The sequence below is a fragment of the Anabaena sp. FACHB-1237 genome, assembly GCF_014696225.1.
Classification (GTDB): domain Bacteria; phylum Cyanobacteriota; class Cyanobacteriia; order Cyanobacteriales; family Nostocaceae; genus FACHB-1237.
In genome coordinates this window covers 47,694-66,347 of sequence record NZ_JACJPV010000008.1, presented here as the reverse complement: position 1 = coordinate 66,347, position 18,654 = coordinate 47,694, and the positions used below count along the sequence as shown (strand labels likewise).

The 18,654-nt window shown below is 34.1% G+C and carries 15 protein-coding genes and 1 other RNA gene; 14 read left to right on the top strand and 2 right to left on the bottom strand.

Features of this window, described 5'->3' with window-relative positions; translation table 11 throughout:
• Nucleotides 1–534: 534 nt before the first annotated feature.
• From H6F32_RS06095 to rnpB, 10 genes are all read left to right on the top strand, one after another.
• The gene (locus H6F32_RS06095; RefSeq protein ID WP_395939577.1) at nt 535–672 is read left to right on the top strand and encodes a hypothetical protein; all 138 of its coding nucleotides are present in this window, start codon (nt 535–537) and stop codon (nt 670–672) included.
• A gap of 150 nt (nt 673–822) precedes the next feature.
• Complete coding sequence (locus H6F32_RS06090; RefSeq protein WP_242031065.1) at nt 823–1,275, top strand: helix-turn-helix domain-containing protein; 453 nt, start codon at nt 823–825, stop codon at nt 1,273–1,275.
• A 24-nt stretch (nt 1,276–1,299) separates the two neighbouring features.
• Nucleotides 1,300–1,482 carry a zinc ribbon domain-containing protein gene (locus H6F32_RS20445; RefSeq protein ID WP_313926474.1) on the top strand — a complete coding sequence of 61 codons (183 nt, stop codon included), beginning with the start codon at nt 1,300–1,302 and terminating at the stop codon, nt 1,480–1,482.
• Nucleotides 1,483–1,941: 459 nt separating this feature from the next.
• A complete protein-coding gene (locus H6F32_RS06085; protein WP_190368441.1) occupies nt 1,942–3,294 on the top strand; it encodes a four-carbon acid sugar kinase family protein in 1,353 nt (450 codons plus the stop codon).
• A 157-nt stretch (nt 3,295–3,451) separates the two neighbouring features.
• Complete coding sequence (gene minC, locus H6F32_RS06080; protein ID WP_190368440.1) at nt 3,452–4,420, top strand: septum site-determining protein MinC; 969 nt, start codon at nt 3,452–3,454, stop codon at nt 4,418–4,420.
• Between the two features lie 39 nt (nt 4,421–4,459).
• Nucleotides 4,460–5,266 carry a septum site-determining protein MinD gene (gene minD / locus H6F32_RS06075; RefSeq protein ID WP_190368439.1) on the top strand — a complete coding sequence of 269 codons (807 nt, stop codon included), beginning with the start codon at nt 4,460–4,462 and terminating at the stop codon, nt 5,264–5,266.
• 154 nt (nt 5,267–5,420) lie between these two features.
• On the top strand, nt 5,421–5,759 hold the full coding sequence (gene minE, locus H6F32_RS06070; RefSeq protein ID WP_190368438.1) for a cell division topological specificity factor MinE: 339 nt from the start codon (nt 5,421–5,423) through the stop codon (nt 5,757–5,759).
• Nucleotides 5,760–5,980: 221 nt separating this feature from the next.
• Nucleotides 5,981–7,975 carry an NAD(P)/FAD-dependent oxidoreductase gene (locus H6F32_RS06065; RefSeq protein WP_190368437.1) on the top strand — a complete coding sequence of 665 codons (1,995 nt, stop codon included), beginning with the start codon at nt 5,981–5,983 and terminating at the stop codon, nt 7,973–7,975.
• Between the two features lie 242 nt (nt 7,976–8,217).
• Nucleotides 8,218–8,922 (top strand): hypothetical protein, encoded by a 705-nt coding sequence (locus H6F32_RS06060; protein ID WP_190368436.1) that lies wholly within the window; start codon nt 8,218–8,220, stop codon nt 8,920–8,922.
• A gap of 120 nt (nt 8,923–9,042) precedes the next feature.
• Nucleotides 9,043–9,420: RNase P RNA component class A (gene rnpB, locus H6F32_RS06055), an RNA gene on the top strand.
• A 206-nt stretch (nt 9,421–9,626) separates the two neighbouring features.
• Here rnpB and H6F32_RS06050 read toward each other — a convergent pair.
• Complete coding sequence (locus tag H6F32_RS06050; protein WP_190368435.1) at nt 9,627–11,354, bottom strand: ABC transporter ATP-binding protein; 1,728 nt, start codon at nt 11,352–11,354, stop codon at nt 9,627–9,629.
• 192 nt (nt 11,355–11,546) lie between these two features.
• Here H6F32_RS06050 and H6F32_RS06045 point away from each other — a divergent pair, with 192 nt between their 5' ends.
• The 4 genes from H6F32_RS06045 (at nt 11,547) to sbcC (ending at nt 17,492) form a co-directional block, all read left to right on the top strand.
• Complete coding sequence (locus tag H6F32_RS06045) at nt 11,547–12,341, top strand: ABC transporter permease (RefSeq protein WP_190368434.1); 795 nt, start codon at nt 11,547–11,549, stop codon at nt 12,339–12,341.
• A gap of 406 nt (nt 12,342–12,747) precedes the next feature.
• Nucleotides 12,748–13,014 (top strand): extracellular matrix/biofilm regulator RemA, encoded by a 267-nt coding sequence (remA, locus tag H6F32_RS06040; RefSeq protein WP_190368433.1) that lies wholly within the window; start codon nt 12,748–12,750, stop codon nt 13,012–13,014.
• A 169-nt stretch (nt 13,015–13,183) separates the two neighbouring features.
• Nucleotides 13,184–13,792, top strand: a complete 609-nt coding sequence (gmk, locus tag H6F32_RS06035) for a guanylate kinase (protein ID WP_190368432.1) — start codon at nt 13,184–13,186, stop codon at nt 13,790–13,792.
• A 673-nt stretch (nt 13,793–14,465) separates the two neighbouring features.
• Nucleotides 14,466–17,492, top strand: coding sequence for an exonuclease subunit SbcC (sbcC, locus tag H6F32_RS06030; RefSeq protein WP_190368431.1), 3,027 nt, complete (start codon nt 14,466–14,468; stop codon nt 17,490–17,492).
• Nucleotides 17,493–17,553: 61 nt separating this feature from the next.
• Here the strand turns inward: sbcC and H6F32_RS06025 are convergent, their stop codons facing one another.
• Nucleotides 17,554–18,612, bottom strand: coding sequence for an AI-2E family transporter (locus H6F32_RS06025; RefSeq protein ID WP_199294491.1), 1,059 nt, complete (start codon nt 18,610–18,612; stop codon nt 17,554–17,556).
• Nucleotides 18,613–18,654 lie beyond the last annotated feature (42 nt).

Genomic DNA, 18,654 nt, shown 5'->3' with positions numbered 1-18,654 from the left:
CTCTTTCTTCTGCTAAATTTTCGACAATGAAAACCCTCTGCCATCGAAGGAGTGTTTTAGGGCATCGCTTACGTTATGCTACGCGCATATAAAGAAATATGGTTATAAATAGCAACTTGGGTTATTATACCTTTTATTTACAACTCACGGATGAAGTAATTAAAAACCTGATTCTGATAATTCATGATGTTTTGTTTAAGTCCCGTTATTATGGTTCTAGGGCGATGCCTAGGTCGCTCTGGGGAAAATTTACTTATTCCCCAGCATCTAAAATAATTTTAAATCAAAGTTAAAAATATTATAACAATATTTAAACTATATATACTAACTATCAACTTGTCACATCTGGTAATAGCGAAAGTAACATTAACGATAAAAACCAGGTAACACAGCAGTTTCCGCTATTATGAGGTACAGATGTTAATGATAAAACCCTTGTAACACATACATCTTTCTGTGTTCATAGTGTACGTCATTTAGATGGAATCTGCTGTATCTACACTACAACTGATTTGATAAGATTTAGTTCGTGCCTTGAAAAGTGAACGTATTTTGCGTGATAATAAAAACTTACTTGCTCAAAATCAAGATTTAGTTAATAATTTAGCTAACCTGCAAACCTTACAAGTAAGTAATCAAACTAGTGAATACGGAAAATTTTTAAATCAATGATTAAAAATTGTTTTAGATGTACAATCATCATGGGGTTAATTAACAGTAGCTGAAAAAGCTAACAATTACTAACAATTACATACTTATACTTTCTGTACAAAGTCACACCTCTATGGTAACAATATTGGAACTTTGTGGTAAAATATCCTTATGCTACTAGGATTCAAGACCGAACTCAAGGTAAACAAGCAACAAAGACTACTACTGGAACAACACGCAGGGGTAGCCACACAGGCTTGGAATCAAGGTTTAGCATTATGTCAACAGGTTCTTATAGATAACAAACTTAATCCTCAAGATAAGATTAAATTTCCCACAGCCATAGATTTACATAAATGGTTAGTAGCAGCAGTTAAATCTTGTCATCCTTGGTATTATCAAGTATCAAAATGCACCCCTCAATACGAATTAAGATATCTGTCAGAAGCTAATATCAGGAAAGATACATTACACAAAATCACTACTTGTATCAGCAAAAACCACGCGGTAATAGGGATAGAAGATTTGAATGTATCTGGAATGTTGGCAAATGGTAAGTTATCAAAAGCTATTGCGGATATGGGATGTGATCAATTCAGAAGGCAGTTAGAATATAAAACATAACTATATGGCAGTAAGTTAGTAGTTGTGGATAGATTTTATCCTGGCAGTAAAACTTGCTCTGATTGTGGAGAGAAAAAATCTCAATTACCACTATCACAAAGAGTGTTTAAATGTGGTAAATGCGGTTTTGAGTGTGACAGAGATTTAAACGCGGCAACGAATTTAAAAAAAAAGAAGTGGTCAGTGAGCTTGTCGAACTGCGGTTAGATTAACCGTGTTAGTCTGTGGACTAGATAGTGCCGACACTTCTAGGATAAAGCAGGAAGAAAAAGAGAACTTTTGTTAGCATTAGTTGGCTTTTTTGTATCGGAGAACTAAGAAAAATTTAATTATAGCTTAGAGAATGTTTTAAAGGTATTAGACGAATATAATTCACTACTACACAAACAAAGTCCACTTACGTAGGCAGGTTTTGCCTGTGTAGACGCAATTTCTAATCGCCGATTTTCGTATTAATTTAGACTTTACAAACATCCTCGTAAACCTTAATCTATAATTCACCCAGGATGAAATTTATAAAGATGCTGCATGACAAGCCAAGAAAAAAAGTGGTTTCAATTCTTTTTCTCTATGTTTTCCTCAAATTTGCCCTTATACCATTGAGCAAATTTTAGATGTAGACTATTTACCATAATTTCCACCCTTAACTTACTCATAAATAAATCTATGAATCAAATCATAAATAAACCCAAAAACCAACCCAAAATAGTCGTTTTAGATGATGATCCTACTGGTTCTCAAACGGTCCATAGTTGTCTATTATTAATGAAGTGGGATGTGGAAACTTTACGTTTAGGATTACAAGATAATGCTCCCATTTTCTTTATTTTAACTAATACTCGTTCTCTGACTCCAGAATCAGCAGCTAATGTCACTAGAGAAGTTTGTCATAACCTGAAAATTGCCTTAGCAGTAGAACAAATTACTGATTTTTTGGTAGTTAGTCGTTCTGACTCCACATTACGGGGACATTATCCCATAGAAACTGATGTGATAGCACAAGAACTAGGACCATTTGACGCGCATTTTCTTGTACCTGCATTTTTTGAAGGAGGAAGAATTACCCGGGATAGTATTCATTATTTAATCATTGATGGTCTACCCACTCCAGTACATGAAACAGAATTTGCTCGTGATTCTGTCTTTAGTTACAATTACAGTTATCTTCCCAAATATGTGGAAGAAAAAACTCAATCTCGGATCACAGAAAATCAAGTTACTAGATTTTTATTGGCCGATATTCGCCAAAATAGTTTAACAAAATTACTGCAACTTCATGATAATCAATGTTGTGTAGTTGATGGCGAAAATCAACAGGATTTTAAGAATTTTGCGTCGGATATTCTCCAAGCGGCAAGTCAAGGAAAACGCTTTTTATTCCGTTCTGCTGCTAGTATTTTAACAGCTTTAGCTGCTTTACCTCCTCAACCAATTCCATCGGAAAATATGGCGGAATATGTGCGAAACGGTAAACCAGGAGCGGTAATAGTTGGTTCTCATGTGAAAAAGACTACTCAACAGTTAGAATCATTATTAAAAACTCCAGGAACAGTAGGTATTGAAGTTGCAGTTTCTCGGTTACTTGATGCCGAAGAAAATAGCAAAAATGAACTTTTAGAAGAAAGTTTAGCAAAAATCAAGAAAGTACATGATGATGGTAAAACACCAGTAATTTATACCAGTCGTCAAGAATTGACTTTCACAGATGTGAAAACAAGATTAGATTTTGGTGCGAAAGTTTCTGCTTTATTAATGGATATCGTCCAAGGTTTACCATCAGAAATAGGCTTTTTAATTAGTAAAGGAGGTATTACATCTAACGATGTTTTAAGTACAGGTTTAGCTTTAACTTCTGCTAGATTATTAGGACAAATTTTAGCAGGTTGTTCTATGGTAATTACTGCCAAAGATCATCCCCAATTTCCTAATTTACCAGTGGTATTATTTCCTGGTAATGTGGGTAATGCTGATGCTTTAGCGACAATTTACCAAAGATTAACGGCTACAAAATACTCTTAGAATTTACGCATCCGGTACATTAGTAGGGTGCGTTAGCAAGTATCTTTTTATTTACCTGATTTATGCTGTCTGACACACTCTAGATCAGAATGTTAGTAGATGATAGTATATATATTCTATCTGCATTCAATCACCAATCACCAATCACCAATCACCAATGAATGCCAACTCTCAAAATACACCACAAAACTTAGAAACAGAGCTAAGTTTAAATATACCCAATCAGAAAAAGGATGATCAAGTAGAAAATCGAGAAACTAATGGAGAACTAAGTTCTTTACCGGCAAATTTGGAGCGTAACTCAGCAGTTGAAAAAGCAAATTTTGATGATGAGTTAGAAAATATGGAAGTGGAATCTCAATTTCAGTTAGAATTACCAGAAAACCTGATTCCTAGTAATATACAAGTACAGTTAAAAAGTGAGGATGGCAAATTATTATTAATTTTACCAACAGAAAGGGAAATACCGTCATCAGAATTGTACTGGAACGAGATTTGGCAACAAATGAAACAAAGACTTAATGCCAGCGATCGCCTGCGTCAAACTGATACACCATTATATCTTATTGCCAAAGATAGATTACTAGATAGCAGACAATTACAGGAATTAGAGGAAACTTTAAGCACATATCAATTACAATTAAAATCTGTAACTACTAGTCGTAGACAAACAGCGATCGCCGCCTGTACTCTAGGTTATTCAGTAGAACAAACTCAACTGCAAACAGCCCTGAACTTCGATCTTCCTGTCACCACTCCTGCCCTAGCTGACCCATTATATCTGGAAATGACCATCAGATCCGGTGTAGAAATTCGTCATCCTGGTACAGTAATCATCCTAGGAGATGTCAATCCAGGTGGTATCGTAGTGGCAGATGGCGATATTCTAGTATGGGGGCGCTTACGAGGAGTCGCCCATGCAGGTGCTAATGGCAACAATAATTGTTTAATCATGTCTTTGCAAATGGAAGCAACACAGTTACGTATTGCTGACACCATTGCCAGATTACCAGAAACACCACCAAGTCAATACCTTCCTGAAGTTGCTTATATCACAACCACAGGAATAAATATAGTCAAAGCTAATGAATTTTCTCGTAGTCAAATCAGTCAAATAAAAGTCTGATCTCATTTTGTGAACTTCTAAATCGTATACAACATCATCATGAGTCGTATTATTGTTATTACCTCCGGTAAAGGAGGAGTAGGTAAAACCACAGCCTCCGCAAATCTAGGTATGGCATTAGCTAAAATTGGCAAATCAGTAGCTTTAGTAGATGCTGACTTTGGACTGCGAAATTTAGACCTATTACTAGGATTAGAAAACCGTATTGTTTACACCGCAGTAGAAGTTTTAGCCCGAGAATGTCGTTTAGAACAAGCCCTAGTCAAAGATAAACGTCAACCCAACCTAGTATTATTACCAGCAGCCCAAAACCGCGCCAAAGACTCCGTAACACCAGATCAAATGAAACTCCTGGTAAATGCCCTGGCGCAAAAATACCAGTATATTCTCATAGATAGCCCGGCAGGCATAGAAATGGGCTTTAAAAATGCCACAGCGCCAGCCAAAGAAGCACTTATAGTAACTACTCCAGAAATATCCGCTGTGCGTGATGCTGATAGGGTAGTAGGGTTATTAGAAGCCCAAGGTGTGAAGAAAATTCAACTCATAGTTAACAGAATTAGACCAGCAATGGTCAAAGCCAATGATATGATGTCAGTAAATGATGTACAAGAACTATTGGCCATTCCTCTGATTGGAGTAATTCCTGATGATGAGCGAGTCATAGTTTCTACGAACAAAGGCGAACCTTTAGTATTATCAGAAACTCCATCACTGGCCGCCATAGCTTTTGAAAATATTGCCCGGAGATTAGAAGGAGAAACTGTTGAATTTCTCAATCTTGATACATCCAACAATAGTATTTTCTCTCGTTTGAAAAAATTATTGTGGTCAAAAATTTTGTAGGTTAACTTTTGTCACTTTTTCTTTAACTTTGTTCACAAATCAACTGAAACTAAATTAAAACCTAAGTTTGAAAGTTATTTTTGCAAGTTATTGTGTTAATCAATTTTCCTTAGATTTATCACCCTCCCTAGTCTTTTTCTTAAACATAATTACAATGATTTTGGAAATTTTAGAAAAACTTTTCCTTCGCAGCGCCGATAACAGCCGCAATGATGTTAAACGTCGTCTCCAATTAGTTATCTCCCATGATCGGGCTGATTTAGATCCGCAAACACTAGAAAAAATGCGTCAGGAAATTTTAACAGTAGTCTGTAGGTATGTAGAAGTAGATATAGAAAAATTAGAATTTTGTTTAGAAAGTAATCAACGCACCACTGCCTTAATTGCTAACTTACCTATCCGTCGCATTCTGGATTTAACAAATGAAAATATAAGTGAATCAGTGGATACATCATTAGATACATCAGTAGATGAAACAACAGATATTTCCTAGTTAACAACTTTATAGACAAATAGATAGACATTTGCAAGATACCATAGTACCTTCCGTTTGTATGAGGTATACCATTATCGGGTAAGATACGTCCTAATATCTGTACCCCATAATATCGGAAACTGCTGTATTTATGTTGCTATTCTGATTGTTAACTGATAGCTGAATACTTATAAAATAATGATAGTAAATTATTTAGATGTAAACAGGATCTCAAAACTATGCAAGAACTTCTGTATTTAGAAATTCCTACTCCTGACACTGCGGCCGTCTGTAATTGGTTACATGATGATTTTATCGTGGAAAATTGCGAAAAACTCCTCACTCCTCATGGTTTTCGGCTGCGAAACCCACCCCAAAACTCAGCTAGTGAACTATCGCTATTTGTGTGGCAATTACAACGTACAACCTATTTAAAAGTATTTAGATGGGGTAAGGAATCTTTTAGCCAAGAAAAAACAATTCTCAAAAATTTAACCCAGGAAATTAGAAATAAATTTCCTCATGAATATCCTCAACCACCAATTATTGATTCGCAGAAATCAATTTTTACAGAATTAGAAAAATACTATCCATTAACAGTGAAATATTTCCAAAAAATGCCTAATGGAGAATATGATTTAAACCGGGCTTATTGGTGGGAAAAAAAGTGGCGTGAAGGTGTAAATAATCCCCAAGAACCACGCCAAGTCATCTTTAATCAACAAATCAGAAAAACAGTTACCATAGATTACGACATAATTTATATTGGTGGAGCTTTAGGTTCAATTCATGCGGCTGTCATGGCAAAATTAGGTTATAAAGTATTATTAATAGAAAGATTACCCTTCGGCAAAATGAACCGAGAATGGAATATTTCTCGTGAGGAAATTCAAAGTTTAGTCAAACTAGGTTTATTGACAAATAATGAAGTAGAAACAATAATTTCTAGGGAATATATAGACGGGTTTAATAAATTTTTTGATGCCAATAATCCTGACCATTTAAAATCACCAATTTTACATACTCCCACAGTTTTAAATATTGCTTTAAACTCAGAAAAGTTATTACAATTATGTGGAGAAAAATTGATAGCTGCTGGAGGAAAAATTTGGGATGAAACTGAATTTATTAAAGTAGATGTTGATGATTCTCATATTAATGTCTATGTGGAAAATTTACCTGATGGTGATAGAAAACAGGTAACAGGTAGATTATTAATAGATGCTATGGGAACAGCTTCACCTATTGCTTGGCAATTAAATGGTAATAGGGCTTTTGATAGTGTGTGTCCCACAGTAGGGGCAGTAATTGAAAGTGGTTTTGAACCTGGTGTGTGGGATAATAAATATGGTGATGTTCTCAATAGTCATGGTGATATTTCTAGGGGAAGACAATTAATTTGGGAATTGTTTCCTGGAGAAAATGAAGAGTTAACAATTTATTTATTTCACTATCATCAAGTGAATGCTAAAAACCCCGGTTCATTGTTAGAAATGTATGAAGATTTTTTCACAATTTTACCAGAATATCGTCGTTGTGATGTGGATAAATTAGTGTGGAAAAAGCCGACTTTTGGTTATATTCCTGGTCATTTTAGTACGAGTAGCAGCGATCGCACCATAGCTTATAATCGCATTATGTCTATTGGTGATGCAGCATCTTTACAATCTCCCTTAGTCTTTACTGGTTTTGGTTCATTAGTCAGAAATTTAGAAAGATTAACTACATTATTAAATGTGGCCTTAAAACACGATTTACTGGATTTTCAAAACTTAAATAAAATTAGGGCTTTTCAAAGCAATATAGCTGTAACTTGGCTATTTTCTAAGGGAATGATGGTACCCACAGATAAATTTATTGCCCCACAAACCATTAATTCCATGTTAAATACCTTCTTTGGTTTATTAGCAGCAGAACCTTCCCAAATAGCCAATAATTTTATTAAAGATAGATTTAATTGGCTAACATTTAATCGTCTAGCATTACAAGCAGCAATCAAAAATCCCACTTTGTTATTATGGATTTGGCAATTAGCAGGTTGGCAAGATCTGCTAAGATGGTTAGCCAACTATGTCAGTTTTACCTCCCATGCCATAGTTAAATTTGTATTAGGTGGGTGGTTGCCACAATTTGTGAAATTTAGTCAAGATTGGTTAGAAAATCGTTTTCCTAGTTTCTGGTTACGATTATTAGCCATTAATTATGCTATTTCTGTAGATAAACCAATTGTTTAAGTTCACAGTTGGACACTATTCAGTATTAACTTGTGTTGCTATTTTATGCAGGACTGACGCAAAACAGAAGGAAAGTAGGGGTAATTCATGAATTACCCCTACAGATATGGGTTTTTCGTGATTTTGGACAAGTCCACACCCAAGCCGTATTTAGTATAGTTTTGTTGAGAATGTGAAATCGTCCTATATAATATTTGACACAGGTTCCAGTAGAAATTGATATTTAGGTATATTTACAGATTATGACAATTAAAAATGGCGATCAAAACCTGATTGTATTGATGGTTTATGTACTCGGTGTTTGGTACACATTCAATCGCATGATTGAATCTATAGATGATATGGTAAAAGTTGATTTTCAAAGAGCTGCTGTTGATGAACAGTTGAAAAAACAAAATCTACAAGATACTGTGGGAATTTCTTTTAAAACAGGTACTTATGGTTTAGCTAAAGTGCAAGATGATTTGAAAGAATTATCTATGAGTATTGAAAATAAATCAGAAAGCATTGCTATATATGTGGATTGGGATAATAGTTCTTTAGTGGTGGAACATAGTAAACAATCTCGCAGAGTAATTCGTAAATCTCCAGACTTAACCCGCGATTTAGCAATTCCACAAGTACCAACAATTATTGCTCCTAAAAAGACAATTTCAGAAAATGTTACGGCTGAAGATGTTTTTCAAAGAGATAAAGATTCAGGAATTTATAAACCTGTTTCTCCGTTAATTAATGTAGCAGGTGTGAAAGGGAATAAAAAGTTGTATAAAGATTTTATGGATGGCAAGAAAGATTTGGAATTTTCCTTACAATTAGTATTAAGAATTTCGGAAATGAGAGTGGGAATTTCTCCCGGTATAAATGTACCGCCAGTTTCTATTATTAATTGTCCTTTCACCATTCATAAATTACCTTGGACTTATGCTTTACCTTGGAATAAGAAATAATCAGTAATTTGTAGCTATTAGTCCAATATCAGGAATTAATTTGAGGATAACTTGAGGAGTTTAATTATTTTCCCCGCTCCCTATTAACCATGATCTATTCTGTGTTAAAATCATTTAAGAGAGAGTAGGCGTAGGCAGTTGCAGATCAGCAATTAACACTGATTTGAGGAAAGTCCGGGCTCCCGAAAGACCAAACTTGCTGGATAACGTCCAGTGCGAGCGATCGTGAGGATAGTGCCACAGAAAGATACCGCCAATCATGTTCAAATTAGTTGAAATTGATTGGTAAGGGTGCAAAGGTGCGGTAAGAGCGCACCAGCAGTATCGAGAGGTACTGGCTCGGTAAACCCCGGTTGGGAGCAAGGCCGGAAGGAACTATGGTTGGTCTTTTACCAGTTCCGCAATTAAGAGCCGCTAGAGGTGTTTGGTAACAAGCATCCCAGATAGATAACTGCCCTCGCAAGAGAACAGAACCCGGCTTACTACCTGCTCTTTCTATTTTTATGGCGATTTTCTGGAATTTCCATGAATCTTATATTTTTCAGCACTTACACAAAACAGCATGAATTACTGTTAATTAACCCCCACACAAAAGTCAAGTTTTGAGTCCAATTTTGCGTAAGTCTTATTTTTGTTATATTTTTGAATGAGCGATCGCTTTTGGCTATAACTTCTTGCTTTGCCCTTACTGACTCCTGGATCTACTAAGATGAAAATTGTTGTGCATAATATTGGGCATATTTTCCTTGTAAATCTAATAATTGTTGATGATTTCCTGATTCGATAATTTGCCCCTTTTCTAATACTAAAATGCGATCGCATTTTCTCACAGTTGATAGACGATGGGCAATAATTAACACTGTTCTATTAACCATTAATCTTTCTAATGCTTGTTGTACTAAAGTTTCTGATTCCGAATCTAAAGCGGAGGTGGCTTCATCTAATATTAAAATTTGGGGGTTTAATAATATAGCACGAGCGATCGCTATTCTCTGTCTTTGTCCTCCTGATAAATTTACCCCTCTTTCTCCTACCCAAGTATCATAACCTGCTGGTAATTGTTGAATAAATTGATCAGCATTGGCAATTTTAGCAGCCTCTATTACTGCTTGCATATCATAATTTTTTTGCCCAAAAGCGATATTTTGAGCGATAGTTCCCGAAAACATAATTGTTTCTTGAGGTACAATACCAATTTGTTTTCTTAAACTATTTAATGTCACGTTTTTAATGTTGATTTCATCTATAAAAATGTCGCCATTTTCAGGATCATAAAATCTTGGAAGCAGATTGACAAAAGTAGTTTTTCCTGCTCCAGAAGCACCTACAATAGCGATCGCTTCTCCTGGTTTGATCATTAAACTAATATTATTTAAAACAATTTCTCCCGGTTTATAAGCAAATCTTACATCACGATATTCTACTTTTCCCGTCACATGAGGTAATGCCATCGCGCCTTTTTTTTCTAATACAGTGGGTTGAATTGCTAATAATTCAAAAACCCGATCAACCGATGCTTCTCCTTCCTTAAATTGATTATAATTATTAGTACTATGACCGATAGGATCAATTAATAATGCGGCTGCGGCTAAATAACTAAAAAATTCACCTACGGTTAAATTATTTTGCGATATTTGCCATGCTCCCACTATCAATAGTGATAAAGCACTCATAGCTTCTAAAAATCCCACAATGGGAATTTGTACAGCTTTTAATTGTTCAGTGGAATATTTCGCTTTATAACTGTTTTTTGCTTCCTGACTAAATCTTTCGATTTCATAATTTTCCGCCGCAAAGGCTTGAATTAATCTAATGCCACTAAAAACCTCTGTTAAAATAGCTGATAAATCAGAAATTCGATTTTGACTTTTTAATGAGTATTTTCTTAATCTTTCTCCAAACCAACCAATAATAATCGCCATTAATGGTGCTATAATTACTATAGCTAATGTTAATTGCCAATTTAAGTAAATCATATAAATAGGAATGGCAATTAATTGTAAAATACAGGGTAAAAAATCATGAAATAACTTATTAACAACTTCTCCAATTCTATCAATATCTTCTGTTAATCTGTAAGATAAATCTCCAGCTTTTGCTGTTTCAAAATAACTGAGATTTAGTTTTTGTAAATGTGTATAAACTTCTTTTCTCAATAAAAAAGCTACCCTTAAAGCAGCTTTAGCCATATATAAATCTTGTACCGATTGAAAAAAACCACGCATAAGAAATATTAAAGCACAAATAGCTGTTAATTGAGCGATCGCTATTACATTACCCTGACCAAAAGGAACAGCTAATTTACCAGCGAGATTAATTAAAGTTAAAGTAGCTAAAACATATCCAAGTATTCCTATAAAACCCTTAATAATAGTTGCCCATTGGAGACGGATATAAGGTAAAATTTGCCAATAATTAGATCGAGTTTTCAATTTTTAACTTCCCAAGAATATCTCATGATTTTGTTTGCAAAATATCTACCACATCTTTGATCAGTGGAGGATCTCAATATTGTGATAAAATTATCAATTGTCAATTTTTTAGTTTTTTTTGAATTATAGCACTTTATATTGTCATCTACCTTAAGTAAATTTTGTTAGTCAGCTTGTTAGCAAGAGGAAAAAATGAGTCAACGTTTAGGCAGATATATACGAGTATTAAAGCTATTCTGGAGTGCAGCGATCGCCTCGGAAATGGAATATAGAATCAATTTTATCATTGCTGCCATCAGTAGTTTAACTAATTTAACAGGTAGCATATTTGGCTTATCATTATTTTACCGTAATGGTTATACATTTTCTGGGTGGCCATGGTCAGCAGCATTATTAGTATTAGGAATTTTCACATTCTTTCAAGGATTTTCTGCCACATTTTTAGCGCCTAATCTTAATCGGATCGTTCATCATGTACAACAAGGAACTTTAGACTTCGTATTATTAAAACCCATTCGTAGTCAATTCTGGTTATCTATTCATACCATTTCACCTTGGGGAACACCAGATATAATTTTTGGATTATTAATAATTTTCTATGCAGGAACACAACTAAAATTAAGAATTGATCAATATCTATTAAGTATTTTCCCCTTAACTTGTGGTTTAATTATTCTTTATAGTCTGTGGTTTATGTTAGGTTCAACTAGTATTTGGTTTGTGAAAATCTACAACATCACAGAAGTATTACGTGGACTATTAGAAGCAGGTAGATATCCGATAGTTGCTTATCCAGCAGTTTATCGTTTTTTCTTCACTTTTATAGTACCTGTGGCTTTCTTAACTACAATTCCTGCCCAAACCATGTTAGGTAAAATAGAATTTACCTGGTTAATAGGGGCATTTTTATTATCAATAATTCTCCTATTTATTTCTACTCAATTTTGGAGATTTGCTTTAAGATTTTATACTAGTGCTTCTAGTTAATATAAATATATAGCAATTTTCTGTAATAAACACCTCCAAAATAGAACATATAAATTGATAATATGTTATGGAGGCGAAGTATTTGAGAAATGATTTAACGCAAAAAGCAGACATTTGAAGAACGTCAAAAAAAGTACAGTTCTCTTAGAAGAAAAACCTATTTTTTCTGCATATCATAGGAGATGGCTGATAATCTACTAGTTTAATACTTGTTTCACTATAAAGCTGCATATATCCTGGGGGATATTTTTGGAACAAATACTTGATAAACCCTTAAAAAAAAAGGACTTGTCATGAAAAAACTCTAACTTTCTCAGTCTAAATCGTTGTAACTCTCATTCTTTAGCGATAATATGGAAATAAAGTTACAAGTAGCTTTTGATCATTCATTTAGTTCCCTTGTTTTATGGATATTCAGTTAATCAACATCGGTTTTGGTAACATTGTGTCGGCAAACCGTGTAGTTGCCATTGTCAGTCCCGAATCTGCTCCTATTAAGCGGATTATTACTGATGCTAGGGATAGAGGCCAATTAGTTGATGCTACCTATGGTAGAAGAACTAGAGCAGTAATTATCACTGATTCTAGTCATGTAATTTTATCAGCTATTCAGCCAGAAACGGTAGCCAATCGCTTTGTAATTACCCGCGATCATCATCCAGTAGAAAATTAAATCATCAAGTAATAGATTTAGTTAGATCCGTTAATTTGCACCATCTTGGTTTAACTTCATGAATTACAGTATTCTGTCACTAGTGCTACAAATTTATTAACTTTCAATTGCCGTTCTTGCTGAATAAGTTAGTAAATAAATTATACTCATAAATTCACACATTAAACAGATGACGCAAGTTTTACCTATTCACAATGGTGCAAATACCACAGCAACTCCATCCTTAGGCCAGTTAATCGTTTTAACCGGTCCCAGTGGCGTTGGTAAAGGAACTCTACTGAAAATTCTGCTGGAACGTTATCCTCAATTACATTATTCAGTATCAGCCACTACCCGTTCTCCGCGTCCTGGGGAAATAAATGGTAAAAACTATCACTTTATTACTCGTGATGAGTTTGAGGAACTTATTACCCAGGGTGAATTTTTAGAATGGGCTGAATTTGCGGGTAATTATTACGGGACACTACGTAATAGTGTACTCCATGATATTCAAGAGGGGAAATTAGTAGTATTAGAGATAGAATTAGAAGGAGCCAGACAAATTCGTAAAGTATTTCCTAACGCTTTGAGGATTTTTATTTTACCACCTTCATTGTTAGAATTAGAAAAGCGGATTCGGGGAAGGGGACAGGATACTCAAGAAGCGATCGCATCTCGGTTAAATCGTGCTAAAGAAGAAATTGCTGCTGCCGCAGAATTTGATCTAAAAATTATTAATGATGATTTAGAAACAGCGTTAAGTGAAATTGAAAAGGCAATTTTTAAGGAAATTAGCTAGTTATAGGACTTACGCAAGTGTCACACTAAAAAATCTGTTGTAGGGTGCGTCAGACAGTATAAATCATGTAAATAACCAAATTGTTGATATCTGACTCATCCTACAACTTACAGCAGTTTTCAGGTAAGTAAGCTACATAAGCTACAGTGGTTGAACCAGCTGAAGGTATCATCTTCTGTAATATAATTAACTGCGATTGTCATTGCTTCATTGAGGGATTGTAAATTTTCTGGCTTAACTACATGAAAATCGCTGTAAACCTTTGATTTATCAAGGTTTTGTCTTTATTTGTACATCCGTCGCTATTAATAAGTATTTGTGTAAAAATTAGTATACAGGGAAACACTCAGTTTTACACAAATAGAGAATAGAGAAAGCATTGTTATTAAGAACAAGATGATTAAGTTTAGCTTATCTATTGGGTATACCATACTAAATGATAAGCTGTTGTGCCTTTAACTTGAATAATTAATACAAGCAAGATGCTTGTGCTACTGTAACTTCAGGTTTTTTAATTATACAGTGAGTGCTGCACATTAGCTTACTAAAGATTGTAAATTTTTGTAAAAATTCTGTCTTTAAAACTAGAAATGTGCTTAATACATGGCTAAACTTACAAAAAGTGCATCTGTACTGTAAATAACAAAAATCGTGATAATGCTTTGATAACAGAATGATTCCCATCCAACTATTAATTAAAAATTTCCTCAGTTACCGTGATGCTGCTTTAGATTTTAGCGGGTTACATACGGCGTGTATTTGTGGTGCTAATGGTGCTGGTAAGTCTTCTTTATTGGAGGCTATTACTTGGGTGATTTGGGGGCAAAGTCGCGCTACTGTGGAAGATGATATTATTCATGCTGGTGCGAAGGAAGTAAGGGTTGATTTTACTTTTCAAACCAATGAACAAGTTTATCGCATTATTCGTAATCGTGTCAGAGGTGGTACAAGCATTGTAGAATTTCAAATTGAGACTCCTAGTGGTTTTCGTCCTCTGACGGGAAAGGGGTTAAAAGCTACTCAAGATGTGATTTTACAACATATTAAATTAGATTATGACACTTTTATTAATTCGGCTTATTTACGTCAAGGAAAAGCTGATGAGTTTATGCTAAAACGTCCAGGAGAAAGAAAGGAAATTTTAGCGGAGTTGTTAAAGTTAAATCAGTATGATGAGTTGGAAGAAAAGGCTAAGGATACTGCTAAATTATATAAGGGTAGAGTTGAAGAATTAGAACGATCTTTAGAATCTATTACTTTACAATTGTCACAAAAAGAGATGACAGAATCACAAAAAACTGATTTAGAATTACAATTAAATAATTTACAACAAACTCAGGCTTTGGATAATATTCAATTACAAAGTTTACAGGTAATTGCCCATGAAAGACAAAATTGGGAACAACAATTGGGTTTTACTAGACAACAAGAACAAAATTTAATTCAAGATAGCGATCGCTTACAAAAAGATCAATTAGCTGTAAAATCTCAATTAGGAGAGTTAGAAAAAATTCTCCATCAAGAAAGAGAAATTAATGTAGGATATGCAGAATATCAAAACCTTCAATCTCAAGAAGAATTGTTTACTAATAAGTTTGAACAACATACTCGCGCTACTAATTTAAAAGAACAAAAACAGCGTTTTTTAGATAAGCAAATTCAAGATTTAGAAAGAAAATTACAACAAATTGAGGCTGAATTATTAGCTTTAGAAAAACAAGAGGAAGAAATTAAAGAAACTTTAACTAAAACTGGTAATATTGAATCTGCTTTATTACAATTAAATGCAGCCCGTGAACATTTAGCCAAGTTAGATGAGTTACAAATGCAGGTAACACCGTTATTACAACAACGGACGAGTTTGCAAAGTCAAATAGATCGCGCTTATGCTAATTTGGTGGCAAGATTAGATCAAATACAGGTTAAGGAAAATGAGTTGCAAAACCAGTATTATCGTCAACCGCAACTACAACAAGCATTAATGGAAGTGGGGATGCAGATTGCAGAATTGGATAAAAAAAAGGTTTATCTGCAACGAGTTAAGGATAAAGGTCAGGAGCGTAAAAGTTTTATTGAACGGTTACAATCCCAACAAAGAGAATATGAAAAGATTTTAGAAGAATTAGAAAATAAACTGCAAATGTTACATAATCCTAACGCGCCTTGTCCCTTGTGTGAACGTCCTTTAAATGAACATTATTGGAGTCGAGTGGTGGGAAAAACCCAAACGGATTATGATGATATTCAAGGACAATTTTGGGTAGTGCGGGAACAAATAGCGGTATCAGATCGAGAAATTCAGGTATTAAGACAGGAATATAAAGAAATCTTGCAAAATTTATCTGGTTATGACGCTTTGCTAGAACAGAGAGGACAATTATCAGCACAATTAGATGCAACTAGTTATGTAAAAAAAGAATTAGAAAAAGTTGCTAGTGAGAGGGAACATTTAGAAAATTCTTTACAAGCAGGAGATTATTTACCAGACAAACAAAGAGAAATAGCTGAATTAGACGCATATTTACAGCAATTAAATTATAATCCTCAAGATCATGCTTTAGCGAGAAATGAAGTAGATAGATGGCGATGGGTAGAAATTAAACAAGGACAAATCAAGGATGCAATAAAGCGTCAAGGACAATTAGCAGCTAAAAAACCGGAGTTAATTGCAAATATTCAGGAGTGTAAATTACAAATTCAAGCATTAAAAATAAATTCAATTTTAGCGGTAGAAATTGAAGATTTAACTAAGGAAATTGCAGAAATTGGTTATAGTGTGGAACAGCATAATTATTTAAGACAAAATGTAAGAAAAAGTCAATCTTGGGAGTTAAAACATCAAAATTTATTAGCTGCAAAGTCACAATATCCTGAATTAGAAACCAAATATCAAGAATTAAAAGAAGCAATTTTAACCAGAGGAGATAATTTAAAAAATGTGCAACAACAAATTAATAACTTAGTACATAAATTATCCGATAGTGCTAATCCTAAACAAGAGATTGAGAAGTTACAATTACAAATAGATAAACGTCGTCGAGAGTTGGATGAAAAAATTGCCCAGTTAGGAAGATTAGAACAAATGACGCATCAACTGGAGAGTTTACAAAAGCAGTATGATCAGGAAAAGGAACAGTTAGAAAATTGTAAAAAGCAACAAAGAGTATATCAAGAATTAGCTTTAGCTTTTGGTAAAAATGGGATTCAGGCGTTAATGATTGAAAATGTATTACCGCAATTGGAAGCAGAAGCAAATAGTCTACTTTCGCGGTTAAGTGCAAATCAATTTCATGTACAATTTGTGACGCAAAAATCAGGAAGAAGTGGAAAGTCGACGCGAAAAAATGCTAAGTTAATAGATACTTTAGATATATTAATTGCTGATGCGAGGGGAACAAGATCCTATGAGACTTATTCAGGAGGGGAATCATTTAGAATTAATTTTGCTATTCGGTTAGCATTGGCGAAATTATTGGCACAAAGGGCAGGTTCAGCATTACAATTATTAGTGGTAGATGAAGGTTTTGGAACGCAGGATGGGGAAGGATGCGATCGCTTAATAGCAGCCATAAATGCGATTTCTGCGGACTTTGCTTGTATTTTAACAGTAACACATATCCCCCATTTAAAAGAAGCATTTCAAGCGAGAATAGAAGTTAGTAAAAACCAACAAGGTTCACAATTGCAATTATTAACTTAATCTCAATCTCAGATCCCGGACTTCTTTAAGAAGTCCGGGATCTAATGGGAATTAATTAATATTAGATATTAGGTTTATTTAATTCACCATTACGCCAACTCTCAGCAAAATCTTTAATAAAACTAGCGAAAGGAATAGCAACTAATAAACCTAAAACTCCGCCTAATTTTGCTCCCGATAATAAAGAAATTACCACCCAAACAGGATTTAAACCTGTTAAATTTCCCATAATTCTGGGAGCAATAATATTAGTATTTACCTGATCCATAGCTACAGCAATAATAGCTATTTCTATTCCTAAATAAAAATCTTTTAAAGCTACTAATAAACTAACAACAGTAATTCCAATTCCTGTACCAAAAGGAAATAAAGAAAATACACCAATTGCTAAACCAAAAAGTAATGATAAAGGAACTCTCATCGCTACAAATGCTAAAGTTAGAATTACCGCTAAAATAGCGCCTATGGTTGCTTGGCCAATAAAATAATTCTGAAAATCTTCCCTTAATAATTCTCTCACCTTTGTACCCATATAATCAGGAAACCAGGAATAGATTCCATCCCATAATTTTCGACCATTTAATACTAAATAAACTGTAATTACGATAGTTAAAATTACATTAAATAAAGTACCAATGGTATCAAAAGCAAAGCCTAATATTCTTCCAGTAAATGATTGTAATTGACTCGATATTTTATCAAAAGTTTCTGTGATTAAGCCACTTAAATTAATAGGTAACTGTTGAGTAGAAGCCCAAATTTGTAAATCTGATAACTGTTGAGAACCTGACTCTATCCAACGGGGAAGTAGGTTAGCTAATTCATTTAATTGTTCAACAATTAAAGGAATTAAAATCACTCCTACAGCACCTAAAATAACTATGGATAATAGTAAAACTATAATAATTGCTAGGTTGCGAGGTAGGCCACGATGATGTAATAATTGAATAGGATAATCTAAAACAAAAGATAAGAGAATAGCTATAGAAACAATATTTACTAAAGGTTGAAAAAAGTTAATAAATTGAATTAATAACCAACCATTGAGGATAATCAGAGGAAAAGCCAATCCAATGTTTAACCACTTCGGTAATTTGGCTAGTTGAGTAATAGGTTGCATAGGTGTTTGATGATGTGATAAAAAAGATTATTATTGAATAGA

What these genes read in the sequence shown, in the direction of transcription:
- H6F32_RS06090 (WP_242031065.1), top strand. Translation starts at nt 823, where the DNA reads ATGCTACTAGGATTCAAGACCGAACTCAAGGTAAACAAGCAACAAAGA.
- H6F32_RS06085 (WP_190368441.1), top strand. Translation starts at nt 1,942, where the DNA reads ATGAATCAAATCATAAATAAACCCAAAAACCAACCCAAAATAGTCGTT.
- minC (WP_190368440.1), top strand. Translation starts at nt 3,452, where the DNA reads ATGAATGCCAACTCTCAAAATACACCACAAAACTTAGAAACAGAGCTA.
- minD (WP_190368439.1), top strand. Translation starts at nt 4,460, where the DNA reads ATGAGTCGTATTATTGTTATTACCTCCGGTAAAGGAGGAGTAGGTAAA.
- minE (WP_190368438.1), top strand. Translation starts at nt 5,421, where the DNA reads ATGATTTTGGAAATTTTAGAAAAACTTTTCCTTCGCAGCGCCGATAAC.
- H6F32_RS06065 (WP_190368437.1), top strand. Translation starts at nt 5,981, where the DNA reads ATGCAAGAACTTCTGTATTTAGAAATTCCTACTCCTGACACTGCGGCC.
- H6F32_RS06060 (WP_190368436.1), top strand. Translation starts at nt 8,218, where the DNA reads ATGACAATTAAAAATGGCGATCAAAACCTGATTGTATTGATGGTTTAT.
- H6F32_RS06045 (WP_190368434.1), top strand. Translation starts at nt 11,547, where the DNA reads ATGAGTCAACGTTTAGGCAGATATATACGAGTATTAAAGCTATTCTGG.
- remA (WP_190368433.1), top strand. Translation starts at nt 12,748, where the DNA reads ATGGATATTCAGTTAATCAACATCGGTTTTGGTAACATTGTGTCGGCA.
- gmk (WP_190368432.1), top strand. Translation starts at nt 13,184, where the DNA reads ATGACGCAAGTTTTACCTATTCACAATGGTGCAAATACCACAGCAACT.
- sbcC (WP_190368431.1), top strand. Translation starts at nt 14,466, where the DNA reads ATGATTCCCATCCAACTATTAATTAAAAATTTCCTCAGTTACCGTGAT.
- H6F32_RS06025 (WP_199294491.1), bottom strand. Translation starts at nt 18,612, where the DNA reads ATGCAACCTATTACTCAACTAGCCAAATTACCGAAGTGGTTAAACATT.